Origin of the sequence: Delftia sp. HK171 (assembly GCF_001886655.1) — a bacterium.
Lineage (GTDB): Bacteria > Pseudomonadota > Gammaproteobacteria > Burkholderiales > Burkholderiaceae_C > Comamonas > Comamonas acidovorans.
In genome coordinates, this window is record NZ_CP018101.1 from 3270049 (window position 1) to 3288316 (window position 18268).

The window sequence follows — 18268 nt, forward strand, 5'->3', positions numbered from 1 at the left end:
GGGAAACTCTCTCCAACTAACTATCGGTTCGTGCAGCCAGGCTGCAAGGCCCCGATTGGACGCCACGGCCATTGAAAAGAGAAATGGATTTATCTGATGGTTTTATAATTTTTCCGTATGAATATCAGCCTGCGCCAGCTGCGCGCCTTCCTGGCCGTGGCGGAAAGCCGCAACTTCAGCCGTGCCGGCGAGCTGATGGCGCTGACCCAGCCCGCCGTCAGCCGCAACGTCACCGAGCTGGAACAGGCCCTGGGCGTGCAGCTTTTGCACCGAACCACGCGCGAGGTGGAGCTGACCGATGCCGGCCGCCTGCTGCAGGGCCATGCCACGCGCGTGCTGGACGCGCTGGATGAATGCCTGCTCGAAGTCAGCGGCCTGGCCACCCAGCGCCTGGGCAAGGTGCGCGTGGCCAGCAGCCCCACGCTGTCTGCCCACCTGATGCCGCGCTGCATTGCGCGCTGCCGCGAGCAGGCGCCGGGCATCGAATTGCTGCTGCTGGACCGCATCCAGAGCGATGTGCTGCAAAGCGTGCGCAGCGGCGAGGTGGACTTCGGCGTGGTCATCGACCCGCAGGGCCGCGATGACCTGTACTGCGAAACCATACTCAGCGAGCCCTTTTGCCTGGTCTGCCCGGCCACGCACAGGCTGGCCCGCAAGCGCCAGGTGGCCTGGAGCGACCTGGCCGGCCAGCCGCTGGTACTGCTGGACCACGCCTCGGGCAGCCGCCGCCTGATCGACGCCGCGCTGCAGGCCCACGATGCCGAGGCCGCCGTGGTCCAGGAAGTCGGCCACACCACCACCATCTTCTGCATGCTCCAGGCGGGCCTCGGCCTGAGCGTGGTGCCGGAACTGGCCGTGCCGCAGGCATGGCGAACTCCCGCGAGTGGCGCCACCACCCCCGACGCCCTCGCCAGCCGTCCCCTGCTGCCGCGCGTGCAGCGCGACATCATGCTGGTGCGCCGCCGCCAGCGCGAGCTGTCGCCCGTGGCGCAAAGCGTGTGGGATTTGATCAGGGGGGAGGCGGCGCAGCTGTGAGGCTGTGGCCGCAGGCCGCCGCATACGGCCTGATCGCCTCGCGCACGCGGTCCAGCACCAGCGCGTGGGGCGAGGGGGCCAGCCGCCCGGCGCGCACGGCCTGGTATTGGGCGGGGAGGAACTGGCTGAGCATGTTCTCGGGCAGGGTGCAGGTGGACAGGTTGTCCAGCAGCCGCGCCACGGCGGCGTTCACCGTGGGGTCGGCCCAGTAGTAGCGGATGCGGTCGCTGTAGCTGTAGATGCGCAGCAGCCTTTGGGCGCCGGGATCGGGCTGCTCGCCGCGGTAGTAGCGCTCCCAGCTGGCGGGGCGGCCCAGCATGGCGGACTCCAGCACGGCGGGCAGGTGGGAGCGCTGGTGCGCGTCGATGAGCTGCTCTTCGATGGAGGCCAGCGCGAACAGCACCTCGCGCAGCGCAAAGGTGGTGCCGGGGCCGACCTTGAGGATGGCAAAGCCGTCCTGCACCAGCTGGCGCAGGGCCTCGGGCCGCTGGTAGTCGGTGGAGTGGGCCTCGAAGACCAGTTGCGGGTGCTGGCGCAGCAACTGCTTGAGGTCGGCCGCTTCACCGGGCGCGTAGTCCACCACGCGCGTGTGATTGAACTCCACGCCGGGCTGGACCACCATGGCAATGATGCGCGGCCAGACGGGGTCCAGCCCCTGTTGCGCGAAGACTTCACGGTGCACCTGCAGCGTGCGCTGGGCGTCGGCGCGGGCAGTGACTTGCACATGCTCCAGCGCATGCGCGGCGCCGCCGGGCACGGGCACTTCGGTGCCGATCACGTAGACGGGGCCGGGGGCCGGGCAGGTGCTGCCGCGCTCGGCCGCCTGGCAGAGCAGGGCAGCGCGGCGGGCCACGGTTGCGTCGTCCAGCACCTGGGGGTCGTCTGCGCAGGCCATGCTGGCGTCCAGGTGCAGCTTCACGAAGCCGGCCGCCGCATAGGCGTGTACCAGGTCTTGCGCCAGTTCCATGGCCTCGGCGGCAGGCAGATGGGTCCACGCCGTGGGGCCCAGGTGGTCGCCGCCCAGCAGCACGCGGTCTGGCGGCAGGCCGACGCGGTGGGCGATGGCCAGCACGAAGCGGCGGAAGTCGGCGGGCTGCATGCCGGTGTAGCCGCCGAACTGGTTGACCTGGTTGGCGGTGGCTTCCACCAGCAGCGGCGTGCCGTCGTCCAGCGCCTGGTGCATGGCGGCCTCGATGACCAGGGGATGGGCCGAGCAGATGGAGTAGATGCCGAGTGCGTTGCCTGTTGCGCGCGCATCGCCTGCGGCTGCTGGCGTTTGCCCGGAGCGTGACTGCGCCAGGCGGGTGAAGTGGGTGAGATGGGTGGGGTGGGTGGGGTGGGTGAGATGGGCGGGCATGGTTTCAGCCCTCCATCACCGCGTGCCGCAGGTGCTGCGGCTGTTGTGCCAGCAGCGCGTCGAGCCCCGCAAAGCCGGATGTGCCCTCCATCGGCCCCTTACTGGAGACGGCCAGCGCGCCGGCCGCATTGGCGTAGCGCAGCGATTGCAGCGCGGTCTTGCCCAGGCGCCGGCAGGCGATGAAGGTGGCGCCAAAGCAGTCGCCCGCGCCCGTGGGGTCGGCCACGTTCACGCGGAGGGCGTCGAGGTCGATGCGCTCGTCGGCACTGAAGTAGCTGCAGCCGTCGGCGCCGCGCTTGACCACGATTTCGCGCACGCCGCGCGCGAAGATTTCGGCGATGGCGCCGGCCTCGTTGGCCGAGCGGGCCAGCTGCGTGACCTCGTGGCCGCTGGGCAGGAAGATGTCGGTGAACTCCAGGATGTAGGCCAGGGCTTCGCGCATTTCGGGGATGCGCAGCATCTCCTTGCGCACATTCGGATCGAAGGACACGGTGCCCCCCTGGGCCTTGACGATCTCGATGGCCTTCTTCATGGCATCGATGATGCGAAACGAGAAAAGCGACGAGCCCATGACATGGAAATGCGCGCAGTCCTTGAGCACGGCCTGGTTGACCTGCTCGGGCTGCAGCTGTGCCGAGGCGCTGTTGGTGATGTTGAAGATGAAGTCGCGCTCGCCGCTGTCGCGGTAGGTGACGAAGGCGCTGCCCGTGACGGCGCCCTTGCACACGGCGATGGCGCTGGTGTCCACTCCGTCGCGGCGCAGGCGGTCGATGTTGAGCCAGCCGAAGTCATCATCGCCCACGCAGCCGATGATGGCGGCCGGATGCCCCAGCCGGGCCACCTGGTCGATGAAGATGGCGGGCGCCCCGCTGGCATAGGGCCCGGTCAGAGGCCCCGGCGCGCGAAAGCTCTGGCCTTTTCGCTCGGCCATGATTTCGACGAGGATCTCGCCCATGGTCATGATGGATTGCATGCTCTCCCTCCCTTTGGAATCAAACCCCGTGCGCCGTTCGCTGCACCGCCGGCCCATGCGTCAGCGCCTGCGCCTGCTGTGCACATCGATGCACACGGCCACCAGAATCACGCTGCCCTTGACGATGAGCTGATAGAAGTAGGGCACGCTCATCAGGTTCATGCCGTTGTTGATGACGCCGATCATCAGCGCCCCTATCAAGGTGCCCGCAACGCTGCCGTGGCCTCCGGCCAGGCGCGTGCCGCCCAGCACGGCGGCGGCAATGGCGTCCAGCTCCCAGCCCATCGCCGCGTTGGGCTGGGCCGAGTACAGGCGCGAGGTGAGCAGCAGGCCGCCCACGGCCGCCATCAGCCCCGACAGCATGAAGATGGCGATCTTCAGTCGCCCCACCCGTATGCCCGCATAGGTGGCCGCCTCGGCATTGCCGCCTGCCAGATAGGTCTTGCGGCCAAAGACGGTACGGGCCAGCACGAAGTGGTTGGCGGCAAGCAGTGCGGCCAGGATCCAGATGGGCACGGGCATGCCCAGCCATTCGCCGTTGCCGATCCACAGAAAGGCCTCGTTGTCCACCGGCGCCGGCATGCCGCCCGAGACGATATAGGCCAGACCCCGGAAGATGCCCATGGTCGCCACCGTCACGATGAAGGACGGCAGATGCAGCAGCGCCGACAGCGAGCCGTTGAGCGCGCCCAGCAGCAGGCCGCACAGCAGCACGGCGGGCAGCACCAGGGCGGGCGCCAGGCCCTGGCCCAGCATCAGGCCGGCCACGCTGCCTGCCAGGGCGACCACCGATCCCACCGAGAGGTCGATCTCGCCCAGCAGCAGCACATAGGTCATGCCGAAGGCCACGATGGCGATGATGGACACCTGCAGCAGCACGTTGCGCAGGTTGCCGCCCGTCAGAAAGGCCGGCGACAGCAGGGAGAACAGCAGCACCAGGGCGGCAAGGCCCATGAGGGTGCCGGCGTGGCGCCGCAGCGCTCGCCAGCCAGCTCGCAAGCCGTCTCGCCAGGTTTCCTGGCTGTCCGGGATGCCTTCGGCGGCGTCGGCAGCGTCGGAGGCGTTGCAGGCCTTGGAGTAGCCAGGCGCGGTGATGCTCAGTTCGGAAGGGGTCATGGCAGTCCTGCTCCGGTGGCGTGCGCCATCACGGTCTCCTGGCGCAGATGGAGGGTGTCCAGGCTCTGGACGAGGCGCTTGTTGCGCATGACCAGCAGGCGGTCGCTCATGGCCAGTGCCTCGGGCAGTTCCGACGACACCAGGATGACGGCCGTGCCGGCCGCTGCCAGCTCGCGGATCAGGGCATAGATCTCGAACTTCGCGCCCACGTCGATGCCGCGCGTGGGCTCGTCCAGCACCAGCAGCCGGGGGCGCATGGCCAGCCATTTGGCGAACACGATCTTTTGCTGGTTGCCGCCCGACAGCTGGCGCACGGGCTGGTGCAGGCCGGCAACGCGTATCTTCAGCCGCTGCACGCAGGCGCGGGCCAGCGATTGCTCGGCCGCCTCGTCGGTGAGCAGTACGCCGCCGCGCCCGCTGTGCACCTGCACCATGCAGATGTTGTGCTGCACGGACTGGTCCAGCACCAGGCCTTGCTCCTTGCGGTTCTCGGTCACGAAGGCCATGCCCTGGCCAATGGCGTCGGCCGGCGAGCGCAGGCGCAGCGGCCGGCCGTGCATGAGGATGCTGCCCGTGCAGCGGTGCATGCCGAACAGCGCATCCATGACATCGGACCGGCCCGAGCCCACCAGCCCGAAGAAGCCCACGATCTCGCCCGCGTGGACCTCGAAGTCAATGCCTTCGAAGCGCCCGGCCAGGCCCAGGCCGCGCACCTGGAGCAGGGCGCGCGTGCTGCGGTCAGGGGCGGGGCCGCGCGGCGGATAGATGTCCTGCATCTGGCGCCCCACCATGAGCGCGATCAGCGCCCCGATGTCGGTCTCGTCCCGCGCCAGGGTGCAGATGGAGCTGCCATCGCGCATGACGGTGATCTCGTCGGAGATGCGCATGATCTCGTCCATGCGGTGCGAGACGTAGATGATGGCGCGCCCCTCGGCCTTGAGGCGGGCGATGAGGGTGAAGAGAATCTGCGCCTCGCTGTCGCTGAGCGAGGACGTGGGCTCATCCATGATGACGATGCGCGAGGGCTGGCACAGCGCCTTGGCGATCTCCACCAGCTGGCGCTGGGCCAGCGACAGTTCGGCTACCTGCGCGTTGGGGTCCAGGTCCATGCCCAGGCGGGCCAGCAGCGCGGCGGCGTCGCGGCGCAGTGCGCGGCGGTCCACGCAGCCGGCCCGCTGCGGGAGCCGCGCGGCGAAGAGGTTGTCCGCCACGCTGAGGTTGGGCGCCAGGCTCAGCTCCTGGTGCACGATGGCGATGCCGTGGCGCTGCGCATCGGTGGGGCTGTCCAGCTCGGTGCCGGTGCCCTCGATCAGCAGCTGGCCGCCATCGGGCCGGTGCACGCCGGCCAGGATCTTGAGCAAGGTGGATTTGCCGGCCCCGTTCTCGCCCAGCAGTGTGTGCACCGTGCCTGCGTGCAGGCGGAAGGAAACGCCTTTGAGCGCCTGCACGGCGCCGAAGGATTTGGCCAGCGCCCGGGCCTCGAGCATGGGGGGCGGCGCAACGGCGTCGAGCATGGCACGGCCTGGGTGGCTGTGTGCAGTGGGGCCTGGCATGGCGGGCTCCGCAGGTCCATTTACCTGGCGGCAGCCGTGTACACGCCGGGCAGCACGGGGTGGAATTTCTCCACCGGCTTGCCCTGCAGCAGCTGCGCGGCAATGGCCACGGCTTGCAGTCCCAACTGGTCGGGGTACTGGCGGATCACGCCCACGAAGGCCGGCTCCCGGTCCACGGCCGCGCGCGCCTCGGCCATGCCGTCAAAGCCGACGATCTTGACCTGCTCCAGCTTTCTTGCGCCCTTGACGCTGGCCAGTGCAGCCAGGGCCGCGTCGTCGCCAAATCCGAAGATGCCCGCGAGATCGGGGTGGGCCTGCAGCATGTTCTGCGAAGCGGCCAGGGCCTCGGCACGCGTGATGCCCGGCTGCACGGAGACGATCTTCATGCCGGGAAAGGTGGCGATGGCGGCCTTGAAACCCTCCACGCGATCGACCACGGACTGTATGGACGGGTAGTGCAGCACGCCGATCTGGCCCTTGCCGCCCGTGGCCCGACCCATGAGCTGGCCGGCCAGCACGCCGCCCGCGCGGTTGTCGGTGGCCACGTGCGACGCGACCTCGACCCCGCTGGCGGCAATGTCCACGGTGATCACGGGAATGCGGGCGGCGGCAGCCTTGAGCACGGCGGCCTTCACGCCCCGGGAATCGACGGGCGACAGGATGATGGCATCGACCTTCTTGCTGACGAAGTCCTCCACGTCCGAGATCTGCTTGCCCAGGTCCTGGTTGGCAATGCTCAGGTCCAGCTTCAGCCCCTGCCGCGCGGCTTCCTGCTGCATGGCCTGGGCCAGCTCCAGGTAGAACGGGTGCTGCTGCGTGAGCAGGGACACGCCGATGGTGCGGGGAGGGCTGGGGCCGGGGCCCGGCTGTGCAAGCGCCGGACTGGCCGGCAGGCCGAATGTGAATGCGCCGGCCAGCATGCGCCGGAGAAACGTGTTGCGGTCCATGGCTGTCTCCCTCCCTCTGTCGTTGTGGAAAAGCTCAGGTTCTGGCGAATTCGATGCGGCCCTCGGCCTTGCGGGTGGCCTGCAGCCGGTGGTGCGCCAGCAGATCGAAGGCGCCCGGCTCCATGTCCTGGTGGGCGCACAGGCCGTCGATCTGGGCGATGTCGCAGACCGGGTGCCCGCCCGTGGTGCTGTCCAGATCCAGGGCCAGCGCCACGGCCTTGGTGCTGTGCTCCACGGCCGCCGAATACAGGCGAGCCGCGCCTGGGTCGCGGCACAGCAGGCGGTTGCGGTCGTCGATGCCGCAGATCTCGAACAGGCAGATGTCCAGCGGCCGGGCCCGCAGGCCCGCTTCTGCCCCGGGGCCGATGAGGCCGGGCTCGTCGCCGGCCAGCGCGCCGCCCGTGACGTGAATGGCGCAATCGAGAAACTGCCGCGCCGTCGCCACCATGGCCAGGTCGTGCAGCGTCAGCGCAATGCCCTGGCGGCTGGCCAGCAACGGCAGCACGCGGTGGGTGATGCGGCCGCTGCCCAGGAAGACCGAGGCGTCGTCCTCGATCCAGCCCAGCGCGCCCTGGGCCACCTGGGCCTGCGCCGGGCCTTGCGCGGCGGCAGGGGCGCCGGGTATCTCGGCGGCCGTCTTGAGCAGGGCCGGGTTGTAGCGCGCCTTGCCGAAGGCGCGCACCACATAGCCTTGCTGCTCCAGGTAGTGCAGGTCGTTGCGGATGGTGACGGTGGAGACGCCGAAGAGCACGCTCAGCGCCTCCACCCGCACCTCGTCGGTCTTGCGCGCCAGCTCCACGATCTGCAGCCTGCGCTTGAGTGAACTGTTGCCTTGGTCCTGCATGGATTCTTTCGATTCGAAAGTTTTTTATTTCGTATCGAAAGTTTCTCTGCGTGCAAACGCCACGTCAAGCGCTCCCCGGGTATTCACCGGGGCGTCCGCTTCGGGGAGGGCTATCGGCTGGCCACGCCCAGGTTCACGACCACCGGGCGCTGCAACTGCGCCGTCCAGGCCCGGTAGGTCCGGTGGGCCAGGGCGTTCAGCACGGGAATGCGCAGGTCCAGGTGGCGCAGGATCTCGCTCTCGGTCTGCGCTGCGGGGCCGCGTGCGCGCAGCAGCTCGTCATGGCCTTCGGTGCACCAGGCAGCCACGCTGGCGGCGGTCACTTCCATGTGGCCCTGGAAGGCCCAGTGCCGGCCGTGGCGAAAGCCCTTGTTCAGGCAGTGGCTGCCGTACATGGTGCGCACGGCGCCGCGCGGGATCTCGAAGGTGTCGTAGTGCCAATGGAAGATCGTCGCCTCGCGCGGCAGGTCCATGACCTGCTGGGCGGCGGCCGTCACCCAGATGCGGCTCCAGCCAATGTTGGGGCAGGGGTTGCGCCAGACCCTGGCGCCCATGGCACGCGCCAGCATCTGTGCGCCAAAGCAGTGGCCGAGCACGGGGATGTCGCTGCGCAGCGCATCGGCCAGCAGGGCCTGTTCATCCTCCATCCACGGCAGCCCCTCGTTCACGCTGTGGTTGCTGCCCAGCACCACGATGCCGCTGTAGTCGGCGGCGTGCACAGGGGCTGTGCCATCGAGGGCGGGCTGCAACAGTCGGTAGGGAATGCACTGCTGCTCCAGGTGTTCACGCAGAACGCCGGGGCCCTGGGCGGATTCGTGCTGGAGGATGGCGACAGGTCTCATGGCGGCGCGGCTTCATCGGGAAGCCATTTGTTGTGAGGCCTTGACTCTAGGGACGGCTGCCTCAAGGGCGGATTGTGTTTGCGCACAACGCCATCAAGGCCGCATCAAGGCCGCCCCATGCCTTGCGCAGGCCCAACGCAAAAAGGCGCCACGGCCGTGGCGCCTTTGATGGTGGCAACTACGTCAATCGTGGTGCCGCCCGGAGCGCTGCGGGCCCGCCTGCCTGCCACGGCGGCGCAGTCCCAGCGCCGCCGCGCCCAGCAGGAGCAGGGAGGCCCAGGCCCCTCCCACGGGGATGGCTGCGACGGAGTCGCTGCCTGGGACATCGTCCGCGCCAGGCGTGGTCTTGGTGGTGGTCGCAGTGCTTGAGTCGACATCGCCCGTCGCCTGGATCTGGGTGACCGTGATGGTCACCGATCCCTTGGGCAGGCCGCTCACGTCCGTGGCAGGAGTGGTCCAGTGGCCATTGCCATCGCAGGGCACGGTCACCACCACGGCCTTGGGTGCCGTGCCGATGGTCACCGTCACGCTGCCACCGCCGGCCGTGCAGGTGCCAGAGAGGATGTAGCCGCCCTGGTTGCCCGCGTCTATCGGGGGAGGATTCACCACCGTGACCGAGGGCGTGGTGGGCGGCGTGGTATCGACCTTGGTGACCGTGGCATCGGCCGTGCCCGAATTGCCGGCAGCATTGGTCTGAGCCACATGGATGCCCACCGTGCCCGCAGGCAGTGCGCTCACGTCGGTGGCGGGGGTGGTCCAATGGCCATTGCTGTCGCAGGGCGCAGTGGCCACCACCGCGTTGGGCGCCGTGCCTATGGTCACCGTAACGCTGCCTGCGCCGACTGTGCAGGTGCCAGAGAGGATGTAGGCGCCCTGGTTGCCAGCATTGATCTGGGGCGGGGTGCCCACTGTGACCACAGGCAGCGTGCTGTCTGCCTTGGTGACGGAGACACTGGCGGTCCCTGTATTGCCAGCCGCATCGGTCTGGCTGGCCTGGATGGGCACCGTGCCCGCAGGCAGCCCGCCCAGGTCGGTGGCGGCAGTGGTCCATTGGCCGTTGCTGCCGCACGCTGCGATGGCTTCCACGGAGTTGGGCGCGGTGCCGATGCGCACCCTGACATCGCCATCGCCGGCCGTGCAGGTGCCCGAGACGGTGTAGCCGTGCTCATTGCCGGCATTGATCGCGGCTGCGTTGTCCACCGCGACCAGGGGTGCCGTCGTGTCCGTGGCTGCGGCCGTGGTCTTGGTGGTGATGACACTTCGCGTGCCGGTGTTGCCGGCCGCATCGGTCTGGGTGGCCGTGATGTCCACCGGACCCAGGGGCAGGCTGGCCACATTGGCAGCCGGTGCCGTCCAGGCTCCGGCTGCATTGCAGGCCGTCGTCATGGTCACGAACTTCGGGGCCGTGCCGATGGTCACCTTCACATTGCCATCGCCCGCGGTGCAACTGCCTGCGACGATGTAGGCCTCCTGGTTGTCTGCATTGATCACCGGGGACGTGGTGATGTCTACCGCAGGTGGCGTGGTATCCCCTTGCGCTGCGGCGCAGTCGGCAAGCGAGGCTTGCGAATGGCCCAAGACGAGGTTGACGTCGGCGAGGGTGGGTATTTTCGCGCCAATGCGCAGGGCATTGACTTCCATTCCCCCATCCACGGGAGTTTGCTCATTGAATACGATTTCCAGGATTCCGGTATTCAGTCCGGTATTGGGGGATAGATTCAGTGGAATTGGGACAGGGATACCGAGCACGGAGATGCTCAGGTTCTCGATGGTCGCGGCCCCGGTGGGCTGGACGGCGCCATTGACGCAGGTTGCCTGCACTTGGGACTGCAGCACATCAGCCTTGATGGCCACGACGCCAGCGATGGACAGGTTGATGTCACTGATGCCTGCGGTTGTTTCGACGCGGTTTTGCGCCAGCGAGCTCCCGGTGCTTGCCGAGAGCACACCCGCCTTCAATGAAATCAAGCTGTTGGTGGCGCCCCCGATGTCTGCAGCAAGCATTTTCATGGAGACATTGAACGCCGGCGGCGCACTCTGCAGTCCGGTATCTACCAGCGGTATATCCAGCCCGAGGTCTACCAATGAAACGCTGGCCTTCACTTCCAGCGCATAGCCGCGACCTTCCCCTGCCGAGGCGGCCCATGCGGTGCCACCTGTTCCCAAAACGATTGTGCAGCTGGCTGCCATTGCTGCCGTAAAGCCGGCCAATTTCCGTCGATTTCCCGCGCCACGCTTTTGCATGCCATCGCCCTTTCATGAGTTCCTGAATTGAATGACCATCAAGCCGATGAATGGCTTGCCTGTTTTCAATGGCGGAATCTAAAGGGTTGATTGCGTTTTGTAATGATCTTTTTGATGAAAATCGGATTTTCAGAGTCGTCCTAGGATTATTAAGGAAATGGGATTTATCCTAGGAATAGCTTATTTGATCTCGGATGTTTCTGATTGATTATGAAAATACCATTTTTCAAGAGCTTCTGAGAAGTGTCCTGGCCGGGCTTTCAAGGCGCTTGGCATGCCCCCGCGATTTGTCCTGCGCAGCAATTCGCCTGTGGCCTTGCAGCAGGGTTGGACAGGTGCGGCCCAGCACGCCGGGGGCCGCAGCCGGGGCGCGTTACGGCTTGGGTTTTTGCCTGCCCAGGCGCAGCTCGCTGACCAGCACCCCGCCCACGATCAGCGCGGCCCCCAGAATTGCCAGTCCCGGCAGCCGGTCGCCGGCCATGCGTCCCACGATGCCGGCCCAGACCGGCTCGCTGGCATAGATCACGGTCGCACGCGTGGGCGACAGGGACTTCTGGGCCCAGTTCATGGTCAGCTGGATCAGGATGCTGGCGCAGGCCATGGCCACCGCGGCGGACAGCCAGACCCAGGAGAAATCGGGCACGGATTCGCCCGCCACCGGCATGGCCAGCAGCGCCATGACGCCGGCCGCCAGCAACTGCACCGTGGTCACGCGCCGCGCATCGACCTTGCCCGCGAAATGCCCGATCAGCAGCACCTCGGCCGCAATGGCCAGCGTGCTCAGCATGGTTGCCATCTCGCCCACGTTCAACTCCATGCCGCCGGACTCCGGTCCCGCCACCAGCATGAGTCCCGTGAAGGCCAGGCCGATGCCTATCCAGCTCATCAGGCGCGGCGGCTTGCCCATCACCAGCCATTGCACAAGAGGCACCAGCGGCACATACAGCGCCGTCAGAAACGCCGACTTGCTGCTGCTGATGGTCTGCAGCCCGAAGGTCTGCAGGCCATAGCCCAGGAAGATGCTGGCGCCGATGGCGATGCCTGCCACCAGCTCGGTGCGCGTGAGCCCGGCCATGGCCTTGCGGAACACCAGCAGCCCGATCAAACCCGCCGTGACAAAGCGCAGGCCCACAAAGAACAGCGGCCCGCTGTGCTGCATGGCCAGGTGGACCACGAGAAAGGTGCCGCCCCAGACCATGGTGACGGCAATGAGGGCCAGCTCCTGCCGGCTGAGCAGCGGCGTGCGCGAACTGTGAGAAGATGACGTGTGCAACATATTGCGCAGATCATATGAGAAATATATTGCACAGCGCTGGCGAGCGCTCCGATGTCCTGGCTTTCGTCAGCGAAAACCTGCGCCGCCTGCGCCAGCGTGCAGGACTGAGCCAGGCGGCCCTGGCCCAGGCCGCAGGCCTGAGCCGGCGCATGGTCGTGCAGCTGGAAGGCGGCGACACCAACATCAGCCTGTCCAGCCTGGACAGGCTGGCCGATGCGCTGGGCGCCAGCTTCATAGAAATCGTCAGCGATCCGGCCGCGCAGCGCCTGCGCATGGATGCCATGGCCTGGCGCGGCACCCGGCCCGAAAGCCAGGCCATGCTGCTGGGCAGCGTGCCCGCCACGCGCGAGGCTCAGCTGTGGTCCTGGTCCCTTGGGCCCGGCGAACGCTACCAGGCCCAACCCGACCCGGAAGGCTGGCATGAAATGATCGTCGTGGTCGAAGGCCGCCTTCTGGTGGACCTGAGCGAAGGCCCCATGACCATCGAGGCGGGCGACTACGCCATCTACGGCAGCGCCCAGGACTACGCCTATGTGAACCTGCACGAAGGCGTGACGCGGTTCATCCGGAATGTGATTTCCTGAGGGCGTTGCAGCGGTCTGTGCCGGGCTTTGAGCAAGGCACTGTCGTCAGTGAAATGCGGTGGGCTGCGGTGCCGCTTCAGACTGGCAGTTGAAGAAATACACAAGGTCGGACGCTGTCATGACGCGGCCGTAATGGGGATTGGATTGCGCGCCTTCCAGTGACCTGCCCGAGCGGCGTGCAATGGCTGGCGCAACGCTCATGTCCAGATCATCACCGTCCAAACCGAGTTCTTCCTCAAGCCGGTCGGGTGCGCGGACAGGGAAGCTCTTTTGGTAGCTGAGCAGTTCTTCCTGAAGCTGTTCATACACAGCGCGGACTACCAAAGGATCTGTGCTGTGCAAATCAAAGGAACGGGCAAAGCCGCAGATCGACTCGCCGTTTTTTCTGGGGCTGGCACATCGTGGGCGCTGTCCATGTGCTGCTGGCGTTGATCTTTGGAGCGGCCTATTCGTCCACGGGTTGTGCGCGCCGCAGCAGCTGTGCGTGCAGCGGACCCAGGCGCGCTTCGATGCGCTGGCGGTCGCTTTCGCCAAAGACGGCCGCCTTGTCCCGCCCGTCAGGCTCAAAGCGCTGGTCCAGTGCCTTGGCATGCTGGCGAAGGCGTGCGGCGATGCGCTGGCACGCCGCCTCGCCTGCATGCAGGTCGAAGCGCCGGGCTATCTGCTCCATGGCTTGGGCATCCAGCTGGCGGTAGTGCAGCACAGGAACGCCCTGGCTTTCGTGCAGATCCCGCATCCGCTGCATCATTGCCTGCAGCACGCGCATGCGGTGGTCGAGCACGGAGACAAAGGGTTGGTTGCCACTGCCGGAACAGAAAACCGGACCGGCGCCAGCCAGCGACGGGTCGCCCGACATGTGCCGGCCGGCCTGCCTGTGGTGTGAGGCCAGGATCTCCACAGGATCGCGGACCAGCATCAGGCCGGGCACCTCGGGGTAGAGATCGTGCAGCAGCTCCCACTGGAAAATGTCCCAGGCATTCCACTTGACCACCAGGTTGCGGCGCCCCGGCACGGCCACGGTGATGGCCGACACCAGGCCGGCAATGCCATCGCGCTTTTGCGCCCGGTCCAGCGAGCTGTCCAGCAGCAACTCGGTGAACACAGGTGGCTCCGACAGGACCAGCGTGCCGTCCAGTTCGGAAAGGCAGCCCGAGACCAGGGTGGAGCCGCAGCGCGAGAGGTGGAAGATGAAGCCGGCAGGCGGATGGCCCCCGGGCCTGGGAAGGGATTCCGCGCATAGGCCGGCCAGCGGCGTGCGCGGCCGGATGAACTGGTTCAGCAGCCTGCGCTGCAGGCAGCGGCTGATGTACTCGTCATGAAACGGCTCGGTGGCAGCGCCGTCCGGCAGGCACCAAAGGATGCTGCGCGTGCGTGCCTCATACCTGTGTGGCAGCCAGCCACCGGCCAGCAGTGCGGCAGTTGGCACGGCAGCCGCCTGGTTCAACTGCTGCAGCGCCTGCATGAGGCGACCATCGTTCCAGGCGGGAAGACACCACAGCAGGCGCAGCTGCACCAGTAGCGACTCCATGCTCCTGGCATGCTGGAACAGGGTGTGCTGCCGGGGGCTTGCGATCAGTTCGGCAAAGGCCGCCTGCAGCTCATGCATGGGCGTGTCCTTTGCCGATGCTGTCTGCCAGCCAGGCGTTGGCAAGGCAGTCGATGACCAGGTGGGTGCGGTCCCGGGTGCCCCGGTTCACCACTTCATGCGTGGCATCGGCATTGAAATACCAGAGCTCCCCTGCGGCCATGGGGATTGTGCGGCCTTCCACGATGAACTGCACATCGGGATGTGTGTGCACGGGCACATGCAGCCGAGCCTGGCCATGCGCCAGGCCCAGCCCACGGTCGCGATGCGGCTTGATGGATGAGCCGGCCTTCAGCTGCATCAGGCGCACAGAGCGCAGCGGGCACTGCAGTTGCTCCAGCACCTGGCGTATGGCGGGGCAGTGCTGCAGCAGGGGCAGGTCCTCCCAATCCTCCTCGGGTTCCTCGATGGAGAAGCTCTGGAGAATGGGGTGGGCCGCCACATGCTGGCGCTGGCAGCGCAGCGGCATCACACGCCATACGCCTTCGTAGCCGCCGTGGTTCACGTGGTCGCACCATGGCGAGGACAGCAGCGCATCCACCTCCTCGCGCAGCGCCTGCAGCGCAACCCTGGCATCAAGCCGCGCAAACAGGGGCGTGCCGGCACAGGCGTCTTCATGCGCGCAGGGCAGGGCGGGCCTGGCATTCATTGCAGCGCCTTGGCCAGTGGCAGGGGACAGGTCATCAGCGGCGCCATGCCCTGGACGGGCGTGCCCGGCGCAGTCGGCTGCCCATGCAGCAGCAACGCCTGCAGGCGCGAAACACATGCGGCCACGCTGAGCTGGTCCGTGCGCAGTGTCAGCTCCGCTGCCACAGGAGGTTCATAGGGCGAGTCGATTCCGGTGAACTGACGCAGTTCGCCACGGCGCGCTTTTCTGTACAGGCCCTTGGGGTCCCGCCGCTCGGCAACGGACAGGGGAACATCCACGAACACCTCCAGGAAGTCACCCTTGTCGAACAAGGCCCTGGCAGTGTCGCGCTCGCTACGGAAAGGGGAAATGAAGGCCGCGATCACGATCGTGCCCGCATCCACGAAAAGCCGGGCGACCTCCGAGACCCTGCGTATGTTCTCCGCCCGGTCTTCTTCGGAAAAGCCCAGATCGCGGTTCAGCCGGCTGCGGATGTTGTCTCCGTCCAGCACATAGGTACGCTGGCCCGCCGCGTGCAGATGCGCCTGCAGCGCATTGGCGATGGTCGATTTGCCGGACCCCGAAAGTCCGGTCAGCCATATCGCAACCGCTTTATGACCATGCAGTATCTCCCGGTCTTGCCTTGAAACGGAAGACAGTTGGTCATGTATGTCGGGCGGCGGATTCTGGCCGGAAAACAGCATGGATTCAATACGGGAAGGAAAGGCCTGGAGTGGATGCTGAGCGCATCAGGTAGGCAGGAATATCGATGGATTGTAAGAAATTTTCAAGAAGAAATTGCTGAAGCGGTTTTTCGTTGTGTGGCCGGATTCAAACGCTTTCATTGGTCATTTATTTTCTTCTTCAGAGGAGGATGGCGGACAAGAGATGTGCTTTTGGTGATCATCAGTAAATGCTTATATTTTCCATGATTCTTGATAATTCATTTGCAATAGTCGTTGATTATGTCGATTGAACATGCTGCTGTCGGTTTTTGGTGAGTGATTGATTTCTTGTTATCAATAGCATTGTGCGAATTGAGAATATAAGACAGAGAAATCTGCGTCTGATGCGAATGGTCGGACAACCTGTTCAATGCATATGCGCGACATATCACTGAACCCAGGTACTGGCTGCAGATTCCAGATGTCCGGTGCCCGGCGCTGTCCCGCATGCCTGAAGGAGGGGGGAGGGGGCTGCTCGGGGCTGACTTTGAAAGTGAGAGGCTGCGCGGTTCCGGCGCAGAGGGAAGGCGCCGCCTCCAGGCGAAGCACCGATCAGCCGTTGGTGGCTATCATGGCGGCGTCACTGTTGTCAATATGCATCAAGTAACAAATTTAAATAACAGATACAAGAATTTTTTTATCCTCGATAGCTACAATGCATCGTTTTTTTAAAGCCAGCGGCCAGTAGCTACTGGGCGTGACATTCAAACATAGGCATCGGGGGAGATTTTCGTGCGCCGCGTTTTTGCGATTCGGGCGTGGTCTGCGCTTGCGCCCGGACTGCAGGAACCTGTCCAGTGGCGGCAGTGGGCAAGGCAGCCCGTCTTGCCACAGGGTGAGGTCCGCCCGGATCTTGCCCATATCCCCCCAATCGCCCGCAGGCGCCTCGGCCCATTGGCCAGATGTGCCGTTGTTCCCGCCGATACCGTTGCGGCGCAGGCCGCATTGGCTGACCTGCCCGTGGTCTGGGCCTCGCGCTATGGCGATGCTGAAAAGTCGCTTGCCCTGCTGCAGGCGCAGGCGCTGGGAGAGGCGGTGTCTCCCACGGCATTCGGCCTGGCGGTGCACAACGGCATTGGCGCCCAGCATTCCATTTTGCGAGGCATGCGTGCCAATGCACTGTGCGTGGCATCCACCGATTGCGCGCCGGAGGCGGGCATGGTGGAAGCATTGGGTTTGCTGCACGAAGGCGCGCCGCAAGTCATGCTGGTCTGTTACGACGCGCCACTGCCTGCTCCGTATGACGGCTTCCATACTGAGCCCCAGGTGGTATTCGCCTGGGCGGTATTGCTGCAATGGGCAGCACCCGGAGAGTCCGGGTTCCTGTTGAGCAGGCAGCCCGGGATGGACGCCGCGCAGCCGGAGCCGGCCCGCGCGCCGCATTTGCAGCATTTACCGCACGGGTTGCAGGTGTTGCAGTTTCTGTTGCACGACGGCCGGGCATCCCTGGCAGGCCAGCAGCGCCCGGCACAGCGCCGTGGTGCAGGCGGATGGCGATGGGAGCGCGCTCATGGCTGAGTGGCTCAATCGTCAGTGGCGCCTGGCGGCCACCGGCCTGTGCTTTGCCTTGTTCGGCCTGGGTGGGCTGGTGGTGCGCTGCGTGGTCTATCCGGCCTTGCTGCTGGCCATCCGCCAGCCGCAGTCGCGCCAGCTGGCGGCCCAGTCGGTGATCCATCACAGCCTGCGCTGGTTCGTAGCCCTGATGACGGGCGTCGGCGTGCTGTCCTATGAAGTGCGCGGCCGTGAACGTCTGCAGCGGCGCGGCCTGCTGATTCTTGCCAATCACCCGTCGCTGATCGACGTGGTGTTCCTGATCTCCTTCGTTCGCCATGCCGATTGCATCGTCAAGGCGGCGCTGGCGGGCAACCCTTTCACGCGTGGCCCCATCCGGGCGGCCGGCTTCATTGCCAACAGCCGTGGCGAGGGCCTGCTGCAGGACTGCCTGCGCTCTCTGGCATCCGGCAACAACCTGATCATCTTTCCCGAAGGCACGCGCACACCGCTGCATGGCCAGGTCCGGCTGCAGCGCGGCGCAGCCCATGTGGCGGTGAAGGGCTGCGTCGATATCACGCCGGTGCATATCCATTGCAGCGTGCCCATGCTGACCAAGGGCGCGCCGTGGTGGCAGGTGCCGCCGCGCAAGCCCCACTTTTTCATCGAAGTTCGTGACGACATCGGTATCGAGGCCTTTTGCCATGGGGCGGCCAGCGACTCCGTGGCGGCCCGACATGTCACGGACCACCTGTCCGCACAACTATTCAAGGAACCGTCCCGTGCCTGAGCTTGAGCAAGAAATCAAAGAACTCATCATCGAGTCCCTGGCGCTGGAGGACATCACGCCGCAGCAGATCAATGCGGGCGAGCCCCTGTTTGTCGAGGGCCTGGGACTGGACTCCATCGATGCGCTGGAGCTGGGCCTGGCGCTGCAAAAGCGTTTCGGCGTGAGCCTGTCCGGGGACTCGGAACAGACGCGCCAGCATTTCCGCAGCGTCCAGGCGCTTGCCGCCTTCGTGGCGGCCCAGCGCACGCACTGAGTGCGGCCCTCCGCGCAGACCGCAG

General features: G+C 66.1%; 18 protein-coding genes. 5 read left to right on the forward strand and 13 right to left on the reverse strand.

The annotated features are described in order from the left end of the window. Positions 1–117: 117 nt before the first annotated feature. A complete protein-coding gene (locus BO996_RS14850) occupies positions 118–1035 on the forward strand; it encodes a LysR family transcriptional regulator (RefSeq protein ID WP_071955311.1) in 918 nt (305 codons plus the stop codon). Here the strand turns inward: BO996_RS14850 and BO996_RS14855 are convergent. From BO996_RS14855 to BO996_RS14895, 9 genes are all read right to left on the reverse strand, one after another. Then, positions 1010–2392 carry a D-tagatose-bisphosphate aldolase, class II, non-catalytic subunit gene (locus tag BO996_RS14855; protein ID WP_071955313.1) on the reverse strand — a complete coding sequence of 461 codons (1383 nt, stop codon included), beginning with the start codon at positions 2390–2392 and terminating at the stop codon, positions 1010–1012. The genes BO996_RS14850 and BO996_RS14855 overlap by 26 nt on opposite strands. A 4-nt stretch (positions 2393–2396) precedes the next feature. Continuing rightward, a complete protein-coding gene (locus tag BO996_RS14860) occupies positions 2397–3365 on the reverse strand; it encodes a tagatose kinase (RefSeq protein WP_071955315.1) in 969 nt (322 codons plus the stop codon). A gap of 60 nt (positions 3366–3425) precedes the next feature. Then, on the reverse strand, positions 3426–4481 hold the full coding sequence (locus BO996_RS14865; protein ID WP_071955317.1) for an ABC transporter permease: 1056 nt from the start codon (positions 4479–4481) through the stop codon (positions 3426–3428). Further along, positions 4478–5995, reverse strand: a complete 1518-nt coding sequence (locus BO996_RS14870) for a sugar ABC transporter ATP-binding protein (RefSeq protein ID WP_232240316.1) — start codon at positions 5993–5995, stop codon at positions 4478–4480. Before BO996_RS14870 ends, BO996_RS14865 begins: the two co-directional genes overlap by 4 nt. A 59-nt stretch (positions 5996–6054) precedes the next feature. Continuing rightward, positions 6055–6981 carry a substrate-binding domain-containing protein gene (locus BO996_RS14875; protein ID WP_071955321.1) on the reverse strand — a complete coding sequence of 309 codons (927 nt, stop codon included), beginning with the start codon at positions 6979–6981 and terminating at the stop codon, positions 6055–6057. Positions 6982–7015: 34 nt separating this feature from the next. Then, positions 7016–7825 carry a DeoR family transcriptional regulator gene (locus tag BO996_RS14880; RefSeq protein WP_071955323.1) on the reverse strand — a complete coding sequence of 270 codons (810 nt, stop codon included), beginning with the start codon at positions 7823–7825 and terminating at the stop codon, positions 7016–7018. 110 nt (positions 7826–7935) lie between these two features. Further along, positions 7936–8667 carry a type 1 glutamine amidotransferase gene (locus BO996_RS14885; protein WP_012205023.1) on the reverse strand — a complete coding sequence of 244 codons (732 nt, stop codon included), beginning with the start codon at positions 8665–8667 and terminating at the stop codon, positions 7936–7938. Between the two features lie 183 nt (positions 8668–8850). Then, positions 8851–10677, reverse strand: a complete 1827-nt coding sequence (locus tag BO996_RS14890; protein WP_232240317.1) for a hypothetical protein — start codon at positions 10675–10677, stop codon at positions 8851–8853. Between the two features lie 607 nt (positions 10678–11284). Beyond that, entirely contained in the window at positions 11285–12187 is a 903-nt protein-coding gene (locus BO996_RS14895; RefSeq protein ID WP_071955326.1) for a DMT family transporter, read from the reverse strand. A gap of 14 nt (positions 12188–12201) precedes the next feature. On the opposite strand from BO996_RS14895, the gene BO996_RS14900 reads away from it, so the two are divergent. Further along, a complete protein-coding gene (locus BO996_RS14900; RefSeq protein WP_012205026.1) occupies positions 12202–12771 on the forward strand; it encodes a cupin domain-containing protein in 570 nt (189 codons plus the stop codon). Positions 12772–12816: 45 nt separating this feature from the next. Here the strand turns inward: BO996_RS14900 and BO996_RS14905 are convergent, their stop codons facing one another. From BO996_RS14905 to cysC, 4 genes are all read right to left on the reverse strand, one after another. Then, positions 12817–13080 (reverse strand): hypothetical protein, encoded by a 264-nt coding sequence (locus BO996_RS14905; protein WP_232240318.1) that lies wholly within the window; start codon positions 13078–13080, stop codon positions 12817–12819. A 136-nt stretch (positions 13081–13216) separates the two neighbouring features. Then, positions 13217–14377, reverse strand: a complete 1161-nt coding sequence (locus BO996_RS14910; RefSeq protein WP_071955327.1) for a sulfotransferase family protein — start codon at positions 14375–14377, stop codon at positions 13217–13219. Beyond that, positions 14370–15005, reverse strand: coding sequence for an aspartyl/asparaginyl beta-hydroxylase domain-containing protein (locus BO996_RS14915; RefSeq protein ID WP_034392492.1), 636 nt, complete (start codon positions 15003–15005; stop codon positions 14370–14372). Before BO996_RS14915 ends, BO996_RS14910 begins: the two co-directional genes overlap by 8 nt. Continuing rightward, positions 15002–15688: an adenylyl-sulfate kinase gene (gene cysC / locus BO996_RS29945; RefSeq protein ID WP_071955328.1), complete on the reverse strand. Its 687-nt coding sequence runs from the start codon at positions 15686–15688 to the stop codon at positions 15002–15004. Before cysC ends, BO996_RS14915 begins: the two co-directional genes overlap by 4 nt. Positions 15689–16441: 753 nt before the next feature. On the opposite strand from cysC, the gene BO996_RS14925 reads away from it, so the two are divergent. The 3 genes from BO996_RS14925 to BO996_RS14935 are packed head-to-tail and all read left to right on the forward strand — an operon-like array spanning position 16442 to position 18243. After that, positions 16442–17227: a beta-ketoacyl synthase chain length factor gene (locus BO996_RS14925; protein ID WP_071955329.1), complete on the forward strand. Its 786-nt coding sequence runs from the start codon at positions 16442–16444 to the stop codon at positions 17225–17227. Continuing rightward, on the forward strand, positions 17220–17990 hold the full coding sequence (locus BO996_RS14930) for a lysophospholipid acyltransferase family protein (RefSeq protein WP_071957116.1): 771 nt from the start codon (positions 17220–17222) through the stop codon (positions 17988–17990). Before BO996_RS14925 ends, BO996_RS14930 begins: the two co-directional genes overlap by 8 nt. Further along, the gene (locus tag BO996_RS14935; RefSeq protein WP_088165059.1) at positions 17983–18243 is read left to right on the forward strand and encodes a phosphopantetheine-binding protein; all 261 of its coding nucleotides are present in this window, start codon (positions 17983–17985) and stop codon (positions 18241–18243) included. The genes BO996_RS14930 and BO996_RS14935 overlap by 8 nt, the downstream gene beginning before the upstream one ends. Positions 18244–18268 lie beyond the last annotated feature (25 nt).

What these genes read in the sequence shown, in the direction of transcription:
- BO996_RS14850 (WP_071955311.1), top strand. Translation starts at nt 118, where the DNA reads ATGAATATCAGCCTGCGCCAGCTGCGCGCCTTCCTGGCCGTGGCGGAA.
- BO996_RS14855 (WP_071955313.1), bottom strand. Translation starts at nt 2,392, where the DNA reads ATGCCCGCCCATCTCACCCACCCCACCCACCCCACCCATCTCACCCAC.
- BO996_RS14860 (WP_071955315.1), bottom strand. Translation starts at nt 3,365, where the DNA reads ATGCAATCCATCATGACCATGGGCGAGATCCTCGTCGAAATCATGGCC.
- BO996_RS14865 (WP_071955317.1), bottom strand. Translation starts at nt 4,481, where the DNA reads ATGACCCCTTCCGAACTGAGCATCACCGCGCCTGGCTACTCCAAGGCC.
- BO996_RS14870 (WP_232240316.1), bottom strand. Translation starts at nt 5,995, where the DNA reads ATGCTCGACGCCGTTGCGCCGCCCCCCATGCTCGAGGCCCGGGCGCTG.
- BO996_RS14875 (WP_071955321.1), bottom strand. Translation starts at nt 6,981, where the DNA reads ATGGACCGCAACACGTTTCTCCGGCGCATGCTGGCCGGCGCATTCACA.
- BO996_RS14880 (WP_071955323.1), bottom strand. Translation starts at nt 7,825, where the DNA reads ATGCAGGACCAAGGCAACAGTTCACTCAAGCGCAGGCTGCAGATCGTG.
- BO996_RS14885 (WP_012205023.1), bottom strand. Translation starts at nt 8,667, where the DNA reads ATGAGACCTGTCGCCATCCTCCAGCACGAATCCGCCCAGGGCCCCGGC.
- BO996_RS14890 (WP_232240317.1), bottom strand. Translation starts at nt 10,677, where the DNA reads ATGAAAATGCTTGCTGCAGACATCGGGGGCGCCACCAACAGCTTGATT.
- BO996_RS14895 (WP_071955326.1), bottom strand. Translation starts at nt 12,187, where the DNA reads ATGTTGCACACGTCATCTTCTCACAGTTCGCGCACGCCGCTGCTCAGC.
- BO996_RS14900 (WP_012205026.1), top strand. Translation starts at nt 12,202, where the DNA reads ATGAGAAATATATTGCACAGCGCTGGCGAGCGCTCCGATGTCCTGGCT.
- BO996_RS14910 (WP_071955327.1), bottom strand. Translation starts at nt 14,377, where the DNA reads ATGCATGAGCTGCAGGCGGCCTTTGCCGAACTGATCGCAAGCCCCCGG.
- BO996_RS14915 (WP_034392492.1), bottom strand. Translation starts at nt 15,005, where the DNA reads ATGAATGCCAGGCCCGCCCTGCCCTGCGCGCATGAAGACGCCTGTGCC.
- cysC (WP_071955328.1), bottom strand. Translation starts at nt 15,688, where the DNA reads ATGCTGTTTTCCGGCCAGAATCCGCCGCCCGACATACATGACCAACTG.
- BO996_RS14930 (WP_071957116.1), top strand. Translation starts at nt 17,220, where the DNA reads ATGGCTGAGTGGCTCAATCGTCAGTGGCGCCTGGCGGCCACCGGCCTG.